Consider the following 14613-nt stretch of genomic DNA (forward strand, 5'->3'; position numbering starts at 1 on the left):
CATGCAAAACGAAGACAGGCAGTGGCACGCGCTTGAAATCGATGAGGTGCAATCTCTAGTAGAGACTGATCTTGAATCGGGACTCAAGAGAGATACCGTCACTAGTCGACAAGAAGAATTCGGTAAGAACGTGTTACCAGAAAAAGAGAAGACGCCAGAAATAATTAAATTTTTAAAACAGTTTAACGATATTCTTGTATACGTACTGCTCGGTGCCGCAGTCGTCACGGGCTTCCTCGGAGAGTACATCGACACAATCGTCATTGTGCTTGTTGTCACGATCATCGGTGTCGTCGGATATTTACAAGAGAATAAGGCCGAAGAAGCGCTCGAAGGAATCAAAAAATTATTAGAAACAAAGGCAACCGTCATTCGAGACGGCAAGCAATCTGAAATCGACTCGAGTGACCTGGTCGTCGGTGACGTCCTCGTTCTCGCAGCAGGGGATAAAGTACCGGCCGACGCCCGTATCGTACAAGCTGAAAAGTTTAAGGTCGAAGAATCGGCTTTAACGGGAGAGGCGACGACTGTCGAGAAAAAATCAGACATCGTAAAAGAAGAAGCTGTTTTGGCCGATCGGAAGAACATGGTATATTCCGGTACGAGTGTGGCGACAGGAAGTGCCAAAGCCATCGTTATCGCTATTGGAGAAGGGACAGAACTTGGTCAAATCAATGCCTCCATTTCTGAGGTACAAACCGTCAAAACGCCACTGATCCGTCAGACGACTAAATTTGGTCAAACTGTCTCGATTGCGATTTTAATCATCTCTGTCATCATTTATGCGTTTGGTTACTTCCTTCGAGATTACGAACCGGTCGAACTCATGTTGACGACGATTGGATTAGCTGTTGCTGCGATTCCTGAAGGATTGCCGGCAGTCATTTCGATTATTTTAGCACTTGGTGTGCGGAATATGGCTGAGAAAAAAGCGATTGTTCGGAGTTTACCTTCAGTCGAGACATTAGGGGCGGTTTCCGTCATCTGTACAGACAAGACAGGGACGTTAACGAAAAATGAAATGACGGTTAAACAGATCGTGACGGCACATCATGATGTCGAAGTGTCTGGTAGTGGGTACGCTCCGAATGGAGACATTGAACTGAACGGTCAGCCGTTTGATTTGGATGATGATGAGTCGATGGTTGATCTCTTGACCGTCGGTAAAACATGTAATGATTCACAATTGAACGAAGAGGATGGGGACTGGGTGATCAACGGGGATCCGACCGAGGCTTGTCTATTGACAGTCGCGGAGAAAGCAGAGCGTCCCATCGAACGATTGAAAGTGATATCGAAAATTCCATTTGACTCCGAATACAAATATATGGCGACACTCGTGGATTATAATGAGGAGCGAATGATATTTGTCAAAGGAGCACCTGACCGCTTGTTTGAGATGGTTGCTTCAGAAGACTTCACGCAAGACTATTGGGATGAAAAGCGTAAAGAGATTGCTGACCGCGGGCAACGTGTCCTCGGTGCAGGATTCAAACGAGTCGACCATTCGAAACAGTCAATCGACCATGAAGATGTAGAAAATGGTCTAACGTTCCTTGGGTTGTTCGGAATTGTCGACCCGCCTCGCCAAGAAGCGATTGAAGCGGTCGCTGCGTGTCGTGATGCTGGAATCCGAATCAAAATGATCACAGGAGACCATAAAGATACAGCAGTTGCCATCGCAAAAGAACTTGGTATGGAAGTGGAAGGGGCGCTCGAAGGACGTGAATTGACGGATATGTCGGATGAAGAGATTAAAGAAGCATCTATTCATAATGATGTGTTCGCTAGAACGAGTCCAAATGATAAATTACGCCTGGTCAAAGGATTGCAAGAGAACGGCCTAATCACCTCGATGACCGGAGATGGGGTGAACGATGCGCCAGCCTTGAAACGAGCGGATATTGGGGTATCCATGGGCATCAAAGGAACTGAAGTTGCAAAAGAAGCGTCGCAAATGGTTTTAGTCGATGATAACTTCAAGACGATTTACAACGCCGTACGTGAAGGACGTCGAGTGTACGACAATTTGAAGAAAACCATTTTGTTCCTCCTGCCAACGAATGGTGGACAAGCGTTACTTGTTGCAATGAGCATCTTGCTAGGAGCAGCGGCACCACTCAGCCCGGTTCAAATTCTTTGGGTCAATATGGTTGTGGCCGTGACACTTTCCTTGGCCATTGCGTTCGAGCCTCTTGAAGAGAGCACGATGAAACGACCGCCTCGACCAGCAAACGTCCCCCTTCTCAGTCGGTATTATATCTTCCGTGTCACGTTCGTATCGATTTTGATTGGGGGAGGTAGTCTTTGGATCAACTACATGCTTGGTGATTTTGATTACTCCACAGAAAAGTTGCAAACGATTACGTTGAACGCGATTGTCATGGCGCAATTGTTCCATTTGTATAACTGTCGAACTGAATTGGTGCCTGCATTCAATCGTCACTTCTTCGAGAACAAGATCGCTTTTCTCGTGTCTGGTTTACTCATTGCACTCCAATTGTTTATCACGTATGTTCCATTCATGCACACTTTATTCGGAACAGCTCCATTGACATGGGAAGACTGGATTTACCCTGTGGCGTTCGGTCTTGCAGTATTCCTCATTGTGGAGATAGAAAAAGCGATTTCGCGACGCGTGATTGGAAACCAAAACATTCACTGATTTGGTTTTACAACAATGAAAAAAGGATATACAAAGGAATGAAGAAGGAGGGATATGATGAAACGCGACGAATCACAACCAGGGGTTCATCCGGACCCAGTACCAGATGATGAATCGAACCCGGCGAAAAAACCGGCTCCGACACAGCATCCCGATCCAGACCCTGAAGATGAATCAAATGAATAAATTATGAAACCGTAAATAATGCCTCCTAGTCGATTGGACTAAGAGGCATTTTTGTGAGTTGGTTTATGATTTGGACATTACGGAACGGCTATTTTGTAGTCGATTAAAAGTTTTCTCGTTCATATGTTCCGTAATGACAAAATCACCGACCGGACATTCCCATTTCCCTTTTGAGACAACACATTCTTGTAAGGACACTTTGTCATCGTATAAATCAAGTTCTAACGTATCCTTCAAGAATTGATCTACTTTTGGGTTTGGTACTTTTACGTATTCATTGAATTCAAGTTCTTCATTCTTTACAGTCACGTAAGATGTGACTTGGAAATAACGCATGTGATGGTCTCCTTCATAAACAGCTAATCTTTAGTATAGCCGTTTCTGGTCAAAATGGGGGATCAAAGTTTCATTTCGGCTTGTTCTCGCTTCGGTGGAGCTTCATTAAACGGTTTCTGATGGCGAATCATGAGCCAAAAAATTAAACCGAAGAGTGGAATGTAAGGGAGTGGCCATAACCCCATTTTATAGCGTTTGGCGTCTCGATTCATTAACGTGATTTGAATGAAGGCCAACAAAAAGAAATCGACGGTCATCGTTCGGACAAATTGATTGTTCTCCACATAGGACCAGTATTCTGCAACATTACCAGTATTGGCTGCAGCAATGAACAACCCAATCGTCACCAGTAAAAGCACGACGCCGAGGATGCGTGTCGGAAGTGGTTTGACCGGTGTCGGATAAGGTGACTGTCTAGCGAAAGCCAAATATGGCGCTAGTAAGAATCCACCGACGAAGAAACTGCTCACTGCAGCAATGAGTGGATTTGGCTTCAACTGGTTCACTTCTGACCAAAGAAGTGGGAATAGTGCCAACGGATAAACGCCTAAAATGCTAAACAATGAAAGGGAATAGCCTTCATATGCGTCCGTATTATAGGTTATGAAGTCGAGTAAAAATCGTCCGTCAAACGGTACATTTGGGCCGAAAATAGCAATTGCGATCGCTAGTCCCCATGGAATCAATAAGAATTTTCTTGTCATACGAACACCTCGTCAATGGTTGATAGTTGTAGTATACCCTCTTTTGGAAACACGAAAAAATGAGAAGATGCATCACGCATGTCCTCATTTATTTTCACGTGCATACGTTTTAATCATCGTGACGAGTTGCTGAGTTTCATCAGACTTCACATCAAGCATGATCCCATAATCATACAGTGAGCCCGTTTGGCCACGGTGTCTGACATGTCCCATAAGTTCGATCGGTTGAAGTGTCGGAACGAGGTCAAAAAGAAAATGGACCTGTAAATCATCAGAGAGCGGGAAGAGATAGTCCGATCGCAGTTTTAATCCATGAGAACTCACATTGAGGAGTAATCCTTCCCCGTCATATAGTTCTTTTTCTTCCCAAACTAGTCGATAAGGGATGCTACGGGGATTCGGTAAGATATAGCGGAACGTCTCCTGTCGGCGATAACGCATCAATTCACCCCATTTCTTTACTTCTTTTATCGGTAAAATTGAATTCAAAATGAAGTGGAAATATGTATAAAATTATTGTGTGCTCGCTTTACAGAAGTGAGAACGCTTTCTATAATAGATATACGATTTGAATAGGGAGGAGATCAGATGAATGTTCATGATTTACTCCGACGTTACTCGATTCAAACACCAGTCATCTATGAAAAAAAACGTAACGGGGAGTGGGTTAAACTCGAGTGTCTACCTGCTTATACCATTCTTGAAGTCGAAACGAATGATCACACTATCGAAGCGGTTGCGATTGACGCGTTTAAAGCAATCACAGTCTGTCGAGAGTCGACGTCGATTGAAGAAGCCCGTCCGTATGCTGTGCGTATCCAGATCAAACGACCATAAAATAGCCGTAACTTCACATTGAAGTTACGGCTTTTGATTATGCGGCATGTTGTTCCGATTCGTCTTGTGGATTCGTGCGTTTGGCGTAATACATGAACGGAGTCGCCATCCACGCAATCACAAACTTCGCCACGTACGTCGTGATGAAGATATTCCACCAAATGTCCCATTCCATTCCCCAGAACGCGATGATACAAAATGTGAATGTATCAATCAGTTGCGATAAGACGGTCGAACCCGTCGTACGGAGCCAAAGCTTTTTCTCACCCGTTTTTGCGCGAATCTTCGAGTAGACAAAGACATCGAACAATTGAGAAACGAGATAAGCGGCAAGGCTACCGAGTGTGATTAACGGAAGCATCGAGAAGAGTGCTTCAAAACTATCGTGCATAAACATCGCTTCTTCAAACGGCTCATATAACAGAGCATATTGCATAAGAACCGTCGAGACGATCAAGATGAAGAACCCGAGCCATACGCCTTTACGGGCAGCGGCTCGTCCGTGCTTTTCGTTCAAAATGTCTGTCGCTAAATAGAGCGAACCGTAGACGATATTACCGAGTGTGAAAATGTATCCGCCAATTACAATCTGTTGCGTGACTTGAATATTGGCGACGACTGAAGCCATCGCAATCCAAGCATATAAGCCGACTCGTCCGAATAACTTGTAACTGAGGACGAGAAGACCGAGTGTAAGGATGGCAGAAGGAATCCATAACCATTCGTTTAGCATGAATCATGCTCCTTCCTCTAACTATTCAATGATTTCAACTTTTCAAGTTTATAGAGGAACGGAAATGATGTCAAGGTGAGGGGAGGTGTAGAAATTCATGTTGATGTCTAGCGCCATACAAAAAGCACTTCCTGAAATATTCAGGAAGTGCTTGTCACCGCTCGATTGAACGGTAGAGTTGATGCCTCCGACGAGAATCGAACTCGTGCTGCAGCATTACCATTGCTGAGGTCTGCCACTAACCTACAGAGGCGTTACACCAACTATGTTACACAGGTTAATCGTCATTTTCAAGCTTTTTTAGAATAATAAGACCCCCAATCTTCGATAGAAGAAGAGTGGAGGTCGAATGCTACATCATTATTGTTTACGGATCCAAACTGCACCTGCAGAGTTATCTTTCGCTTCACCGACCACGTCGATGACGAGACCGTATTGCGGAAGTTTACGTCCTGCATCTGGAATGAGCGAGTTGATGTACGAGTTCGCATCATTGAACTGCTTCACGCCAGCTTGAGCTTTGTAATCGTAGATTCCACGACTTGGTGAATCGATGTACCAAGCAAGTGTCTTATCAAGACTGAACGCCGCATCAGCGATTTGGTAACGCGTGCTACCCGCTACTGTTTGTTGTCCGTTCAAGTTACCGATCAGCGCTTGTGGATGTGAATCGACGACACCGAGGAAGCCTTCACCAGGGTGAACACCGACCCAGTTATCTGTGAACGAGTCATCACCATACCAAACGACAAGACCAGTGTTATATTTCACGCCGCGACCGTTGAGAAGACCCATATCCGACCCAGCGTGGTTACGCCATTCGAGGTAGTAGTAGTGCGGTTTCGTGTCATATCCGTCCGATTTGACGAAGCCTTCGAGCGTGACTTTCTCTGCGCCTTCTGCATCGTCTGCGAGAAGCGATTGACCTTCTGACTTGATTGACAAGTTGTCGAGTGCGAACCCTTCAAGAGCAAGTCCACCGTCTGTTACGTATTCGAATACGATTTGCACGTCTTGTCCAGCGAATTGAGACAAATCATATGATTTGTTTACCCAAGCGCCATTCGTTGATTCAGCACCGTTACCAGTGTCGTCATCACCGTAAACATCAAGGACGACTTCTTTTCCGCCACTAAGTGCTTTCACATACAAGTAATCGTAGTCATACTCGATCTCGAAGCGTGTGTCGAAAGCGAGCGTACCATCAGCGCCGAGTTTGACCGTCGGTGTCGAGAGTACAGTATGCAAGTCGTCGCCTTTTGTCGAGTAGTAATAGTAATCGCCGTATGCCGGCTCAATTCCTTTAATCTTCTTATCAGGAAGGTTGACTTTGATGATTCCTGGATTGTTTGACTTCGTCACAGATTGATCGAGTTGTGAGACAAACCCTTGTGCGTTAATGTCTTCAAGATCGACTTCTGTGATGTTCGCCCAGTTACCACCCATTACTTTTTGGAAGTAATCTTTGTTTTGTGGTGAGAAGCTTGTTGGCTCCGTACCAGCGACTTTACCAGCCCAGCTACCACCACTCATGATTGACCAAGATTGTACTGGCTCACCTTGACCTGTGTATTGTGTGTCATATTCATCTGGAAGACCGAGGTCATGTCCAAATTCGTGTGCGAAGACGCCGACTGCGCCATCTTCTGGTTGAATTGTGTAATCGTATGCTGCCATTTTACCACCCCAATAAGGGACAGCGGCTTCAGTGTTCGCAACTGGATATACTCCGTTAAGAACCCAGCGGTGTGACCATACAGCATCGTCACCAAGTGCACCGCCACCAGCTTCTTGCCCAGTACCCGCATGGATGATCATCAAGTGGTCGACGAGGCCGTCCGGCTCGTTGAAGTCACCGTCACCATCCAAATCGTATAGGTCATATTGGTCGTGTTCTGAAAGGTCGATTCCAGATGCGACTGCAGCATTCAATGCATCTTTAACGAGTTGACGTGGACCAGGGCCGGCGTTATCGTGTCCGCCAGTTGCACGGTCAGCACCATAGTCTTTTGCAGTTCCAGGAACAGTCAACCATTCTGAAACTTCACCGTCGACCGTGTAACTTCCGCCTGATTGTTCTTCATAATACTGTTTAAATGTTTGAACTTTCTCACCGTTGAACAGTTCAAATGACTGGTCACCGAACATGTAATTCTCGTAATGTTCCTTGCTGAAGTTGTCACTATACATATAGCCTGATTCTTGTTCAATGTTGTTATGTTTGAAATCGCTGTACTCGACGAGAAGAACGAGAACTTTGTCTTCACGAACAGAACCGTTATATGCAGACTGTTGTGCAGGGGAAACCTTCACTTGGCCATTCGGTTTTCCTTTACGATAGTTCGCTTGACCTTTTTTAGCTTTGTCGAGAATACGTTCAGATTCTTTTTCGAATTGATTATGTATCTTCTCTTTTGCTTTTGCAGCTTTTTCATTCAATTCGTCATCGTGCTTATGAGCATCCTTAGCCTCACCTTGTTTTTTCGAGATATACGCATCGACCGCTTTCATTCGTTCAGATGCAGATAATCCTTTTTTGATGACGCCTCGTTTTTCAAGTGCTTTCGCGAGACGATCCTCATCGATGATATTGTGGTCGAACGGAGCGAGCTCGCTTGTTGTCGGAGCAGATGGTGCGACCGAAAGTGGTGCAGCACCGGCAGCCGGAACGAAACTGACCGTCATGGCTGAAGTCATGAGAGCCGCGAGAGTCGTTCGACGCATGGAACGTTTTTTCATTTGTATGAACCTCCTGTAAAAAAATAATGGGAAAATGTGTGAGCTTGTTGTTAATGTACCTTTTGTGTCTGATTAATGTCAATATTCAGAAAATAATATACAAAAAAAGAGTCTAAAGTCCTATTTAGTTAAAATGAACTAAATAGACTCAGACTCTAGGTCGATATATCCGTAATGGAACTTGGACGTTTTACGTTTGATTTGAGTGAAACCGTACTGTTGAAACGCTGGACTTTCAAAATGAGCTTTCAAGACAATCCGTTTCTTAGCTACTCGTTTCGCTTCGATCATCATCTCTTCTGAGAGTGGGGAAGGATCGGCGATTGAGCGAAGTGGGTTCAAATGAACCGACTCTGAAATCGTTTTTTCGAACATCGGATCAAAGTAAATACAATCGAACGAATTCTCATCGCATATTTTTAGGTAGTCTTGTGAATGGGAGTGAACGACTTCAATGCGACGCATTGCTTCATTCACTTGCTCATCTTTCTCGACCCATACGGACATACCCTCGCGAACAAGTTGAGCTGTGATGAATTGACTCTCGAGGCCGATTACTTTACCGCTTGAACCGACGACATGGCTCATGACGATACTGTCCGAGCCTAGTCCGAGTGTACAATCTAGAATATGATCACCCGGTGTTGCTTGTATGGCGTCAATGAGTGGGTCTCTTCCACCTCGGATCAGTTGCTTCACCCGAAAGACAGAGCTCGAAGGGTGGAAAAAGAACGGCTCTGTACTATTCATGGGTGTGAACTCGACACGTCGCTTATCAAATACAAGTACATCTTGCTGATAGCGTTTTTTCAATTCATCCATAGAATGTTTGCGTCTTTCGACAAATTTCATGTTGTACTCTGCAGCATGCGTTTGCGCACGAGATAAGACATCATCTGTCGGGCGTAAACAAGTGGTTACGATATACATGATTCGGGCTCCTTCATAAAAAATGAGACGCAGGTGCGTCTCATTTTTTCTTACTGAGTAAGTCTGATAACTCATCGATGAGTGCTTTATGAGAAGCGAGTTCTTTCTTCTTCTCGTCGTTCACGTTCATCGGACGTTTTGAACGGCTTTGTAGCGCTTCAAGCGTTTCATCGATTGACGATTTCAACGTATCGCGTTCTTCAGGTTTCAAAGATACTTCGTGAGGATTTTCACCAGAAGCATCTAATTCGCGGAGGCGTGCCATCAATTGCTTCGCCTCGCGATTCAAATCGATTAATAATCTGTCAATTTGTTCCAATCGTAATTTGATCCCATCTCGTTCTGTAAACATCTGTTTCACCTCTTTTTGCGGTTTAACCCTAAGGTCTCTTCCTGTTTACTTTACCATAAAATTTGTTAAACGAAACTACCGGGAATATATTCCATTTATTTTGGCTGTAAGAAACATTGTTTCTCTATCCCCACACGAATGTCACCTGCTATACTAACTGAGCTAATAAGGAGGTGGGCGGATGGAGACAACAAATCATCCACCAAAAGCGCTCAAGGGAGCGATTGTGTCGATCACGGCATATTTGATCTTATCTATACTAAAGGTATTCTTCGGATACTTATATGAATCAGAGGCAGTTTTAGCCGATGGGTTCAACAATACGACGGATATTATCGCATCCGTCGCCGTCTATATCGGCATTCGGGTTGCGGCATTGCCTCGTGATGCGGAGCATAAGTATGGTCACGCCAAAATGGAGACGATCTCTGCGCTCATCGCTTCATTGATCATGATTGCGGTCGGTATCTTTGTTTTCTTCAATAGCCTGTCTAATTTGATCGGGGGAGAATATGCGGAGCCGAATCCGTTGGCCGCGGTCGTCGCCTTCGTCAGTGCGCTCGTCATGTTCGGGGTGTATCGGTTCAACTTGAACCTCGCGAAGAAAACAAAGTCATTGGCACTTAAAGCAGCGGCAAAAGATAACTTGGCCGATGCGATGATTTCAGTTGGAGCCACACTTGGTGTGTTATTCGCTTATTTTCAACTATCTTGGATGGACACGGTCTTAGCAATTGTCATTGCCGGCATGATTATCCGGACAGCGATTCAAATCTTTTTAGATGCCACCCATCAGCTTTCTGATGGATTTCCACCACACCTCGTCGAGTCTTATGAAGAAACAATTGAACAATTTGAGCGGGTGAAAGAAGTTCGGGAAATTAAAGGACGCCATCTTGGAAATCACGTGATGCTCGACGTGACGATTGCGGTCGATGGCGACCTGACCGTGGATGCGGCCCATGAATTATGTGACGACATCGAACGAAAACTAGATGAACAGCATGCGGTCGATTCGGTGCATATTCATATCGAACCGATTTGACGTTCGGTTATCTTTTGCGCTTGATGAAGGGATTCGTTTATAATAAGCGCAGAGAGATTGAACTACTAGTTAAGGAGGGCACGGGATGAATATCGTGCGTCAACCTATTCGCCAGATTGATGAGATTGAATATGAACATTTTCAAAAATATGGAGAAAACTCATACGGCGTTTCTGCAGAAGAGTTGAAAGGAATCCTCGAGGAAATGGGGTCGGAGCAACTTTATCACGCAGAAGAGCATAGTTATGGAGAGGACTTCTATTACGACTTGATGGTCGATGACAAACTGGTCGGCAAAGTCTTGTTACTCAAGCTTGCCCGCGTTTACCAGCTCGACTTGATGGTGTTTGATGCATACAAGAACAAAGGATATGCGACAGAGGGACTTCGTCTCGCGTTGCTTGATTCGAATTTGATTGACGGGCAGATCGTTCGTGCCGGTATTCCGCCAACGAGCCCACATCAACAAGAGATGCACCATGTTCTCCTGCAGAATGGATTCGAAAAACGAAACGGTCTGTATTATTTAAATTTTAAGAAACGATATGTAGTAAACCATTAAGCTGACGGCGTCTCGCACGTCAGCTTTTTTCATATGGAGGGGTAAGGATGAAGCAAGTCACCATTAAAGACATTGCCGAGCTCGCTGGGGTCGCAAAAAGTACGGTCTCACGCTATTTGAACGGTGGGTCGGTCGGAAAGGCAACAAGGGAAAAACTCGACCGGGTCATTCGAGATACGAATTATGAGCCGAATCAGTTCGCGCAAAGTCTCAAGTCGAAGCAGACGAAGATGATTGGGGTCATCGTTCCACGGCTCGATTCGTATGCCGCCTCACGGACGATGATGGGGATTGATGAACAGCTCACGGAACGAGGATATCAAATGCTCGTCGTCAATACAGCACAACAGACGGAACGAGAAATCGAACAGCTATACAACTTGGCCAAACAAAAAGTAGCCGGGATCATCTGGCTCGGGACGACGGTGACGGAACGTCACCTTGAGGCGATTGAGGCGATTCAAATTCCTGTTCTGTTGATTGGGCAACAGCATGACAACGTGCATAGTCTCGTTTATCCTGACCATGAAGCGGCCAATGCACTCGGTAGTGAGTTTATGAGATGGGGTCATCGGAACGTCGTCTACGTGGGTGTTTCGGAGACAGATATCGCAGTCGGACAAGAGCGACGTGACGGATTTTTGAAATCGTTTCAAGAATCGGGGGCAAATGTCAGAGTCATTCAAACAACGTTTAAGATTGAAGACGCCATTCCAATCGGTGAACAGCTGGCAGATGAGGTCGGCACTGTTTCCTTGATCGTTTGTGCGACAGACAACATTGCGTTAGGCGTATTAAAGGGACTCGCGAATCAAGGGATTGAGGTTCCGAATGACATTTCTGTCAGTGGCTTCGGGGGATATGATTTCACGGAAGTCCTGCATCCATCCATTACGACGGTGCACCTTCCTTATCGCAGAACCGGGTCGAAAGCAGCTGACATGATGCTACAGCTTTTACACGGTGAACATGTCCCGATGAAAACGTTCACAATTTTTGAATTAAAAGTTCGAGAAAGCGTTGACAAGTTAAAATAAATCGTTTACATTTGTGTTGCGGAACCGGTTCCGCAACATTTTTTATTTTAAATTGGAACCGGTACCAATCGTGTAAAGAACTCATTTGATTTTTGGAGGTGGACGATATGAACACCGTACATTGTATCGGCGAATTGTTGATTGACTGGGTATGCGAGGATGCCTCGAGCGATCTCGTCAACGGGACGACGTTCGTCAAAAAAGCAGGAGGCGCACCTGCGAATGTCGCGGCAGTCGTCAGTAAGCACGGGGGACAATCTAGTTTCCTCGGACAGGTCGGCGATGACCCGTTTGGTCTTTTCTTGAAACAGACGTTAGTCGAGAACGGCGTCCGAACAGAAAACCTTGTGGAGTCTGGAGATACGACATTCGCATTCGTATCGATTCAAGAGGACGGAGAGCGGGACTTCACATTCCGTCGCGGAAGTGACGGGGAGTATGCCTTCGAGTCGATCGACTTATCGGTGATCGAGTCAGGAGACATTATTCATTTCGGCTCGGCAACAGCACTACTTGATGGAAAATTGAAAGATGCGTACTTCAAATTATTGCAATTTGCAAAGCGGGATGGTTTGTTCATCTCATTTGACCCGAACTATCGAGATGCATTGATCACGGACCTTGAGCAGTTCAAACGAGATGCGAGACATTTCATCGCGGAATCAGACTTCATTAAATTGAGTGAAGAAGAAGCCCACTTGTTGACCGGTAAAGAGCAACTTGAAGACGCTGTTCAAGCACTACTTCAATTAGGTGCAAAACAGATTGCCATCACATTAGGGTCTCGTGGGACATTGATTGCGACAAGCACACATCATGAAATCGTTCCTTCAATCTCAATCGACAGTGTCGATTCAACAGGAGCGGGAGATGCGTTCGTTGGAGCTTACTTGTATCGGTTGGCGACGCTCGGATTTGACCCGGAGCGCTTACGTTCCGACATCGAATATGCAAACGTAACGGGTGCATTAACATGTACAGCTTATGGCGCAATTCCAGCTATTCCATCACGACAACTTGTGAATGAAACGTTAGGAGGGAAATGAAGATGGATTATAAAAAAGAAGCAGCATCCATACTAGAAGCGATTGGTGGGAAAGAAAACGTTGCGGCAGCCGCCCACTGTGCGACTCGCCTTCGTCTCGTATTGAACGATGAGTCAAAGGTCGATGAGAAAGCACTCGAACAACTTGATGTGGTGAAGGGAACATTCTCTACAGGCGGACAATACCAAATCATCATCGGACAAGGTACGGTCAACAAGGTCTATGCGGAATTTTCACAGATGACTGGTCTTGGAGACATGTCGACGACAGACGTGAAGTCAGTCGGAGCGAAAAAAATGAACCCGCTCCAACAGTTCGTCAAAATGTTATCGGATATCTTTGTTCCAATCATCCCGGCCATCGTCGCCGGCGGTCTCTTGATGGGGATCAACAACTTATTGACGGCACCGGATTTGTTCTTTGACGGACGTTCGTTGATTGATCAGTATCCAGGCATGGCGGATCTCGCAGCGATGATCAATACGTTCGCAAACGCCGCCTTCGTCTTCTTACCAGTACTCATAGGGTTCTCCGCAGCCAAGCGGTTCGGTGGTAACCCGTACCTCGGTGCAGCGCTCGGGATGATCATGGTTCACCCGGACTTGATCAATGCATACGCTCAGGCAAGTGTTGAAGAGATTCCGGTTTGGAACATTTTCGGACTCGAGATTGAGAAGTTAGGATACCAAGGACAAGTCTTACCAGTCCTCGTCTCGACGTATATTTTATCGAAGCTTGAAATCAACATTCGGAAGTTTATGCCGGCATCACTTGATATCTTGCTCACGCCATTACTCTCACTCCTCTTCACAGCGTTTATCACGTTCGCTTTCGTCGGACCGATCACTCGTGAAGCAGGGAACCTGATCATCGATGGGTTAGTATGGACATATGATTCACTCGGTTTCGTCGGTGGTTTGATCATGGGTCTTCTCTACGCCCCAATCGTTATTACGGGGATGCACCATAGCTTCATCGCGATTGAGACACAGCTTCTCGCCGATATCGCGGAAACTGGTGGATCGTTCATCTTCCCGATTGCTGCGATGTCAAACGTCGCACAAGGGGCAGCTACTCTTGCGGTCTTCTTCTTGACTGCTGATAAGAAGATGAAAGGGATCGCCTCAGCATCAGGAATCTCTGCACTACTTGGAATCACAGAGCCTGCCATGTTCGGGGTCAACTTAAAACTTCGTTATCCGTTCATCGCAGCCATCGTCGGTTCAGCCATCGCCTCTGCATTCATCGTTGGAAACGACGTATTGGCAGTAGCGCTCGGTGCTGCCGGATTACCAGGTATTATTTCAATCGCACCGGGTTCGATCATCTCGTATATCATTGGCATGGCCATCGCCTTTGCCGTAACATTTGGATTGACATTCATCCTCGCGAAACGACAAGCAAAAAAAGAAGCGGTCAAACAAGCCGCATAACAAAAAAG

Annotated in this window: 15 protein-coding genes and 1 tRNA gene; 8 read left to right on the plus strand and 8 right to left on the minus strand. The window is 45.7% G+C overall.

Annotated features, from left to right (window positions below):
- Nucleotide 1 precedes the first annotated feature (1 nt).
- Nucleotides 2-2665, plus strand: coding sequence for a cation-transporting P-type ATPase (locus tag KNO66_RS03630; RefSeq protein WP_214740513.1), 2664 nt, complete (start codon nucleotides 2-4; stop codon nucleotides 2663-2665).
- Between the two features lie 57 nt (nucleotides 2666-2722).
- A complete protein-coding gene (locus KNO66_RS14920) occupies nucleotides 2723-2851 on the plus strand; it encodes a hypothetical protein (RefSeq protein WP_285800710.1) in 129 nt (42 codons plus the stop codon).
- Between the two features lie 63 nt (nucleotides 2852-2914).
- Here the strand turns inward: KNO66_RS14920 and KNO66_RS03635 are convergent, their stop codons facing one another.
- The 3 genes from KNO66_RS03635 to KNO66_RS03645 all read right to left on the minus strand — a co-directional run bounded on the left by KNO66_RS03635 (nucleotide 2915) and on the right by KNO66_RS03645 (nucleotide 4332).
- The gene (locus KNO66_RS03635) at nucleotides 2915-3187 is read right to left on the minus strand and encodes a hypothetical protein (protein ID WP_214740515.1); all 273 of its coding nucleotides are present in this window, start codon (nucleotides 3185-3187) and stop codon (nucleotides 2915-2917) included.
- A 62-nt stretch (nucleotides 3188-3249) separates the two neighbouring features.
- Entirely contained in the window at nucleotides 3250-3891 is a 642-nt protein-coding gene (locus KNO66_RS03640; protein WP_214740517.1) for a hypothetical protein, read from the minus strand.
- Between the two features lie 84 nt (nucleotides 3892-3975).
- Nucleotides 3976-4332 carry a PilZ domain-containing protein gene (locus tag KNO66_RS03645; RefSeq protein WP_214740518.1) on the minus strand — a complete coding sequence of 119 codons (357 nt, stop codon included), beginning with the start codon at nucleotides 4330-4332 and terminating at the stop codon, nucleotides 3976-3978.
- Between the two features lie 147 nt (nucleotides 4333-4479).
- Between KNO66_RS03645 and KNO66_RS03650 the strand changes: the two genes are divergently transcribed.
- Nucleotides 4480-4728, plus strand: a complete 249-nt coding sequence (locus KNO66_RS03650; RefSeq protein ID WP_214740520.1) for a hypothetical protein — start codon at nucleotides 4480-4482, stop codon at nucleotides 4726-4728.
- Nucleotides 4729-4765: 37 nt separating this feature from the next.
- Here the strand turns inward: KNO66_RS03650 and KNO66_RS03655 are convergent, their stop codons facing one another.
- The 5 genes from KNO66_RS03655 to KNO66_RS03675 all read right to left on the minus strand — a co-directional run bounded on the left by KNO66_RS03655 (nucleotide 4766) and on the right by KNO66_RS03675 (nucleotide 9482).
- Nucleotides 4766-5461, minus strand: a complete 696-nt coding sequence (locus tag KNO66_RS03655; protein WP_214740522.1) for a queuosine precursor transporter — start codon at nucleotides 5459-5461, stop codon at nucleotides 4766-4768.
- Nucleotides 5462-5643: 182 nt separating this feature from the next.
- Nucleotides 5644-5714: transfer RNA gene (locus tag KNO66_RS03660), tRNA-Thr, on the minus strand.
- Nucleotides 5715-5821: 107 nt separating this feature from the next.
- Complete coding sequence (locus KNO66_RS03665; protein ID WP_483299190.1) at nucleotides 5822-8185, minus strand: immune inhibitor A domain-containing protein; 2364 nt, start codon at nucleotides 8183-8185, stop codon at nucleotides 5822-5824.
- A 153-nt stretch (nucleotides 8186-8338) separates the two neighbouring features.
- Complete coding sequence (locus tag KNO66_RS03670; RefSeq protein ID WP_214740527.1) at nucleotides 8339-9130, minus strand: class I SAM-dependent methyltransferase; 792 nt, start codon at nucleotides 9128-9130, stop codon at nucleotides 8339-8341.
- Nucleotides 9131-9170: 40 nt separating this feature from the next.
- Entirely contained in the window at nucleotides 9171-9482 is a 312-nt protein-coding gene (locus KNO66_RS03675) for a hypothetical protein (protein ID WP_012726238.1), read from the minus strand.
- A 181-nt stretch (nucleotides 9483-9663) separates the two neighbouring features.
- On the opposite strand from KNO66_RS03675, the gene KNO66_RS03680 reads away from it, so the two are divergent.
- The 5 genes from KNO66_RS03680 to KNO66_RS03700 all read left to right on the plus strand — a co-directional run bounded on the left by KNO66_RS03680 (nucleotide 9664) and on the right by KNO66_RS03700 (nucleotide 14605).
- Nucleotides 9664-10527 carry a cation diffusion facilitator family transporter gene (locus KNO66_RS03680; RefSeq protein WP_214740529.1) on the plus strand — a complete coding sequence of 288 codons (864 nt, stop codon included), beginning with the start codon at nucleotides 9664-9666 and terminating at the stop codon, nucleotides 10525-10527.
- 85 nt (nucleotides 10528-10612) lie between these two features.
- Nucleotides 10613-11089: an N-acetyltransferase gene (locus KNO66_RS03685; protein ID WP_214740531.1), complete on the plus strand. Its 477-nt coding sequence runs from the start codon at nucleotides 10613-10615 to the stop codon at nucleotides 11087-11089.
- A 47-nt stretch (nucleotides 11090-11136) separates the two neighbouring features.
- Complete coding sequence (locus tag KNO66_RS03690; protein ID WP_214740533.1) at nucleotides 11137-12126, plus strand: LacI family DNA-binding transcriptional regulator; 990 nt, start codon at nucleotides 11137-11139, stop codon at nucleotides 12124-12126.
- Nucleotides 12127-12233: 107 nt separating this feature from the next.
- Entirely contained in the window at nucleotides 12234-13172 is a 939-nt protein-coding gene (locus KNO66_RS03695; protein ID WP_214740535.1) for a carbohydrate kinase family protein, read from the plus strand.
- A 2-nt stretch (nucleotides 13173-13174) separates the two neighbouring features.
- Nucleotides 13175-14605: a sucrose-specific PTS transporter subunit IIBC gene (locus KNO66_RS03700; RefSeq protein ID WP_214740537.1), complete on the plus strand. Its 1431-nt coding sequence runs from the start codon at nucleotides 13175-13177 to the stop codon at nucleotides 14603-14605.
- The last annotated feature ends 8 nt before the right edge of the window (nucleotides 14606-14613 follow it).

The sequence above is a fragment of the Exiguobacterium sp. s48 genome, from assembly GCF_018617395.1.
Classification (GTDB): Bacteria; Bacillota; Bacilli; order Exiguobacteriales; family Exiguobacteriaceae; genus Exiguobacterium.

Coding starts and splice junctions, on each gene's coding strand:
- KNO66_RS03665 (WP_483299190.1), bottom strand. CDS start 8,185: ATGCGTCGAACGACTCTCGCGGCTCTCATGACTTCAGCCATGACGGTC.
- KNO66_RS03630 (WP_214740513.1), top strand. CDS start 2: ATGCAAAACGAAGACAGGCAGTGGCACGCGCTTGAAATCGATGAGGTG.
- KNO66_RS03635 (WP_214740515.1), bottom strand. CDS start 3,187: ATGCGTTATTTCCAAGTCACATCTTACGTGACTGTAAAGAATGAAGAA.
- KNO66_RS03645 (WP_214740518.1), bottom strand. CDS start 4,332: ATGCGTTATCGCCGACAGGAGACGTTCCGCTATATCTTACCGAATCCC.
- KNO66_RS03675 (WP_012726238.1), bottom strand. CDS start 9,482: ATGTTTACAGAACGAGATGGGATCAAATTACGATTGGAACAAATTGAC.
- KNO66_RS03680 (WP_214740529.1), top strand. CDS start 9,664: ATGGAGACAACAAATCATCCACCAAAAGCGCTCAAGGGAGCGATTGTG.
- KNO66_RS14920 (WP_285800710.1), top strand. CDS start 2,723: ATGAAACGCGACGAATCACAACCAGGGGTTCATCCGGACCCAGTACCA.
- KNO66_RS03685 (WP_214740531.1), top strand. CDS start 10,613: ATGAATATCGTGCGTCAACCTATTCGCCAGATTGATGAGATTGAATAT.
- KNO66_RS03670 (WP_214740527.1), bottom strand. CDS start 9,130: ATGTATATCGTAACCACTTGTTTACGCCCGACAGATGATGTCTTATCT.
- KNO66_RS03700 (WP_214740537.1), top strand. CDS start 13,175: ATGGATTATAAAAAAGAAGCAGCATCCATACTAGAAGCGATTGGTGGG.
- KNO66_RS03695 (WP_214740535.1), top strand. CDS start 12,234: ATGAACACCGTACATTGTATCGGCGAATTGTTGATTGACTGGGTATGC.
- KNO66_RS03650 (WP_214740520.1), top strand. CDS start 4,480: ATGAATGTTCATGATTTACTCCGACGTTACTCGATTCAAACACCAGTC.
- KNO66_RS03655 (WP_214740522.1), bottom strand. CDS start 5,461: ATGCTAAACGAATGGTTATGGATTCCTTCTGCCATCCTTACACTCGGT.
- KNO66_RS03690 (WP_214740533.1), top strand. CDS start 11,137: ATGAAGCAAGTCACCATTAAAGACATTGCCGAGCTCGCTGGGGTCGCA.
- KNO66_RS03640 (WP_214740517.1), bottom strand. CDS start 3,891: ATGACAAGAAAATTCTTATTGATTCCATGGGGACTAGCGATCGCAATT.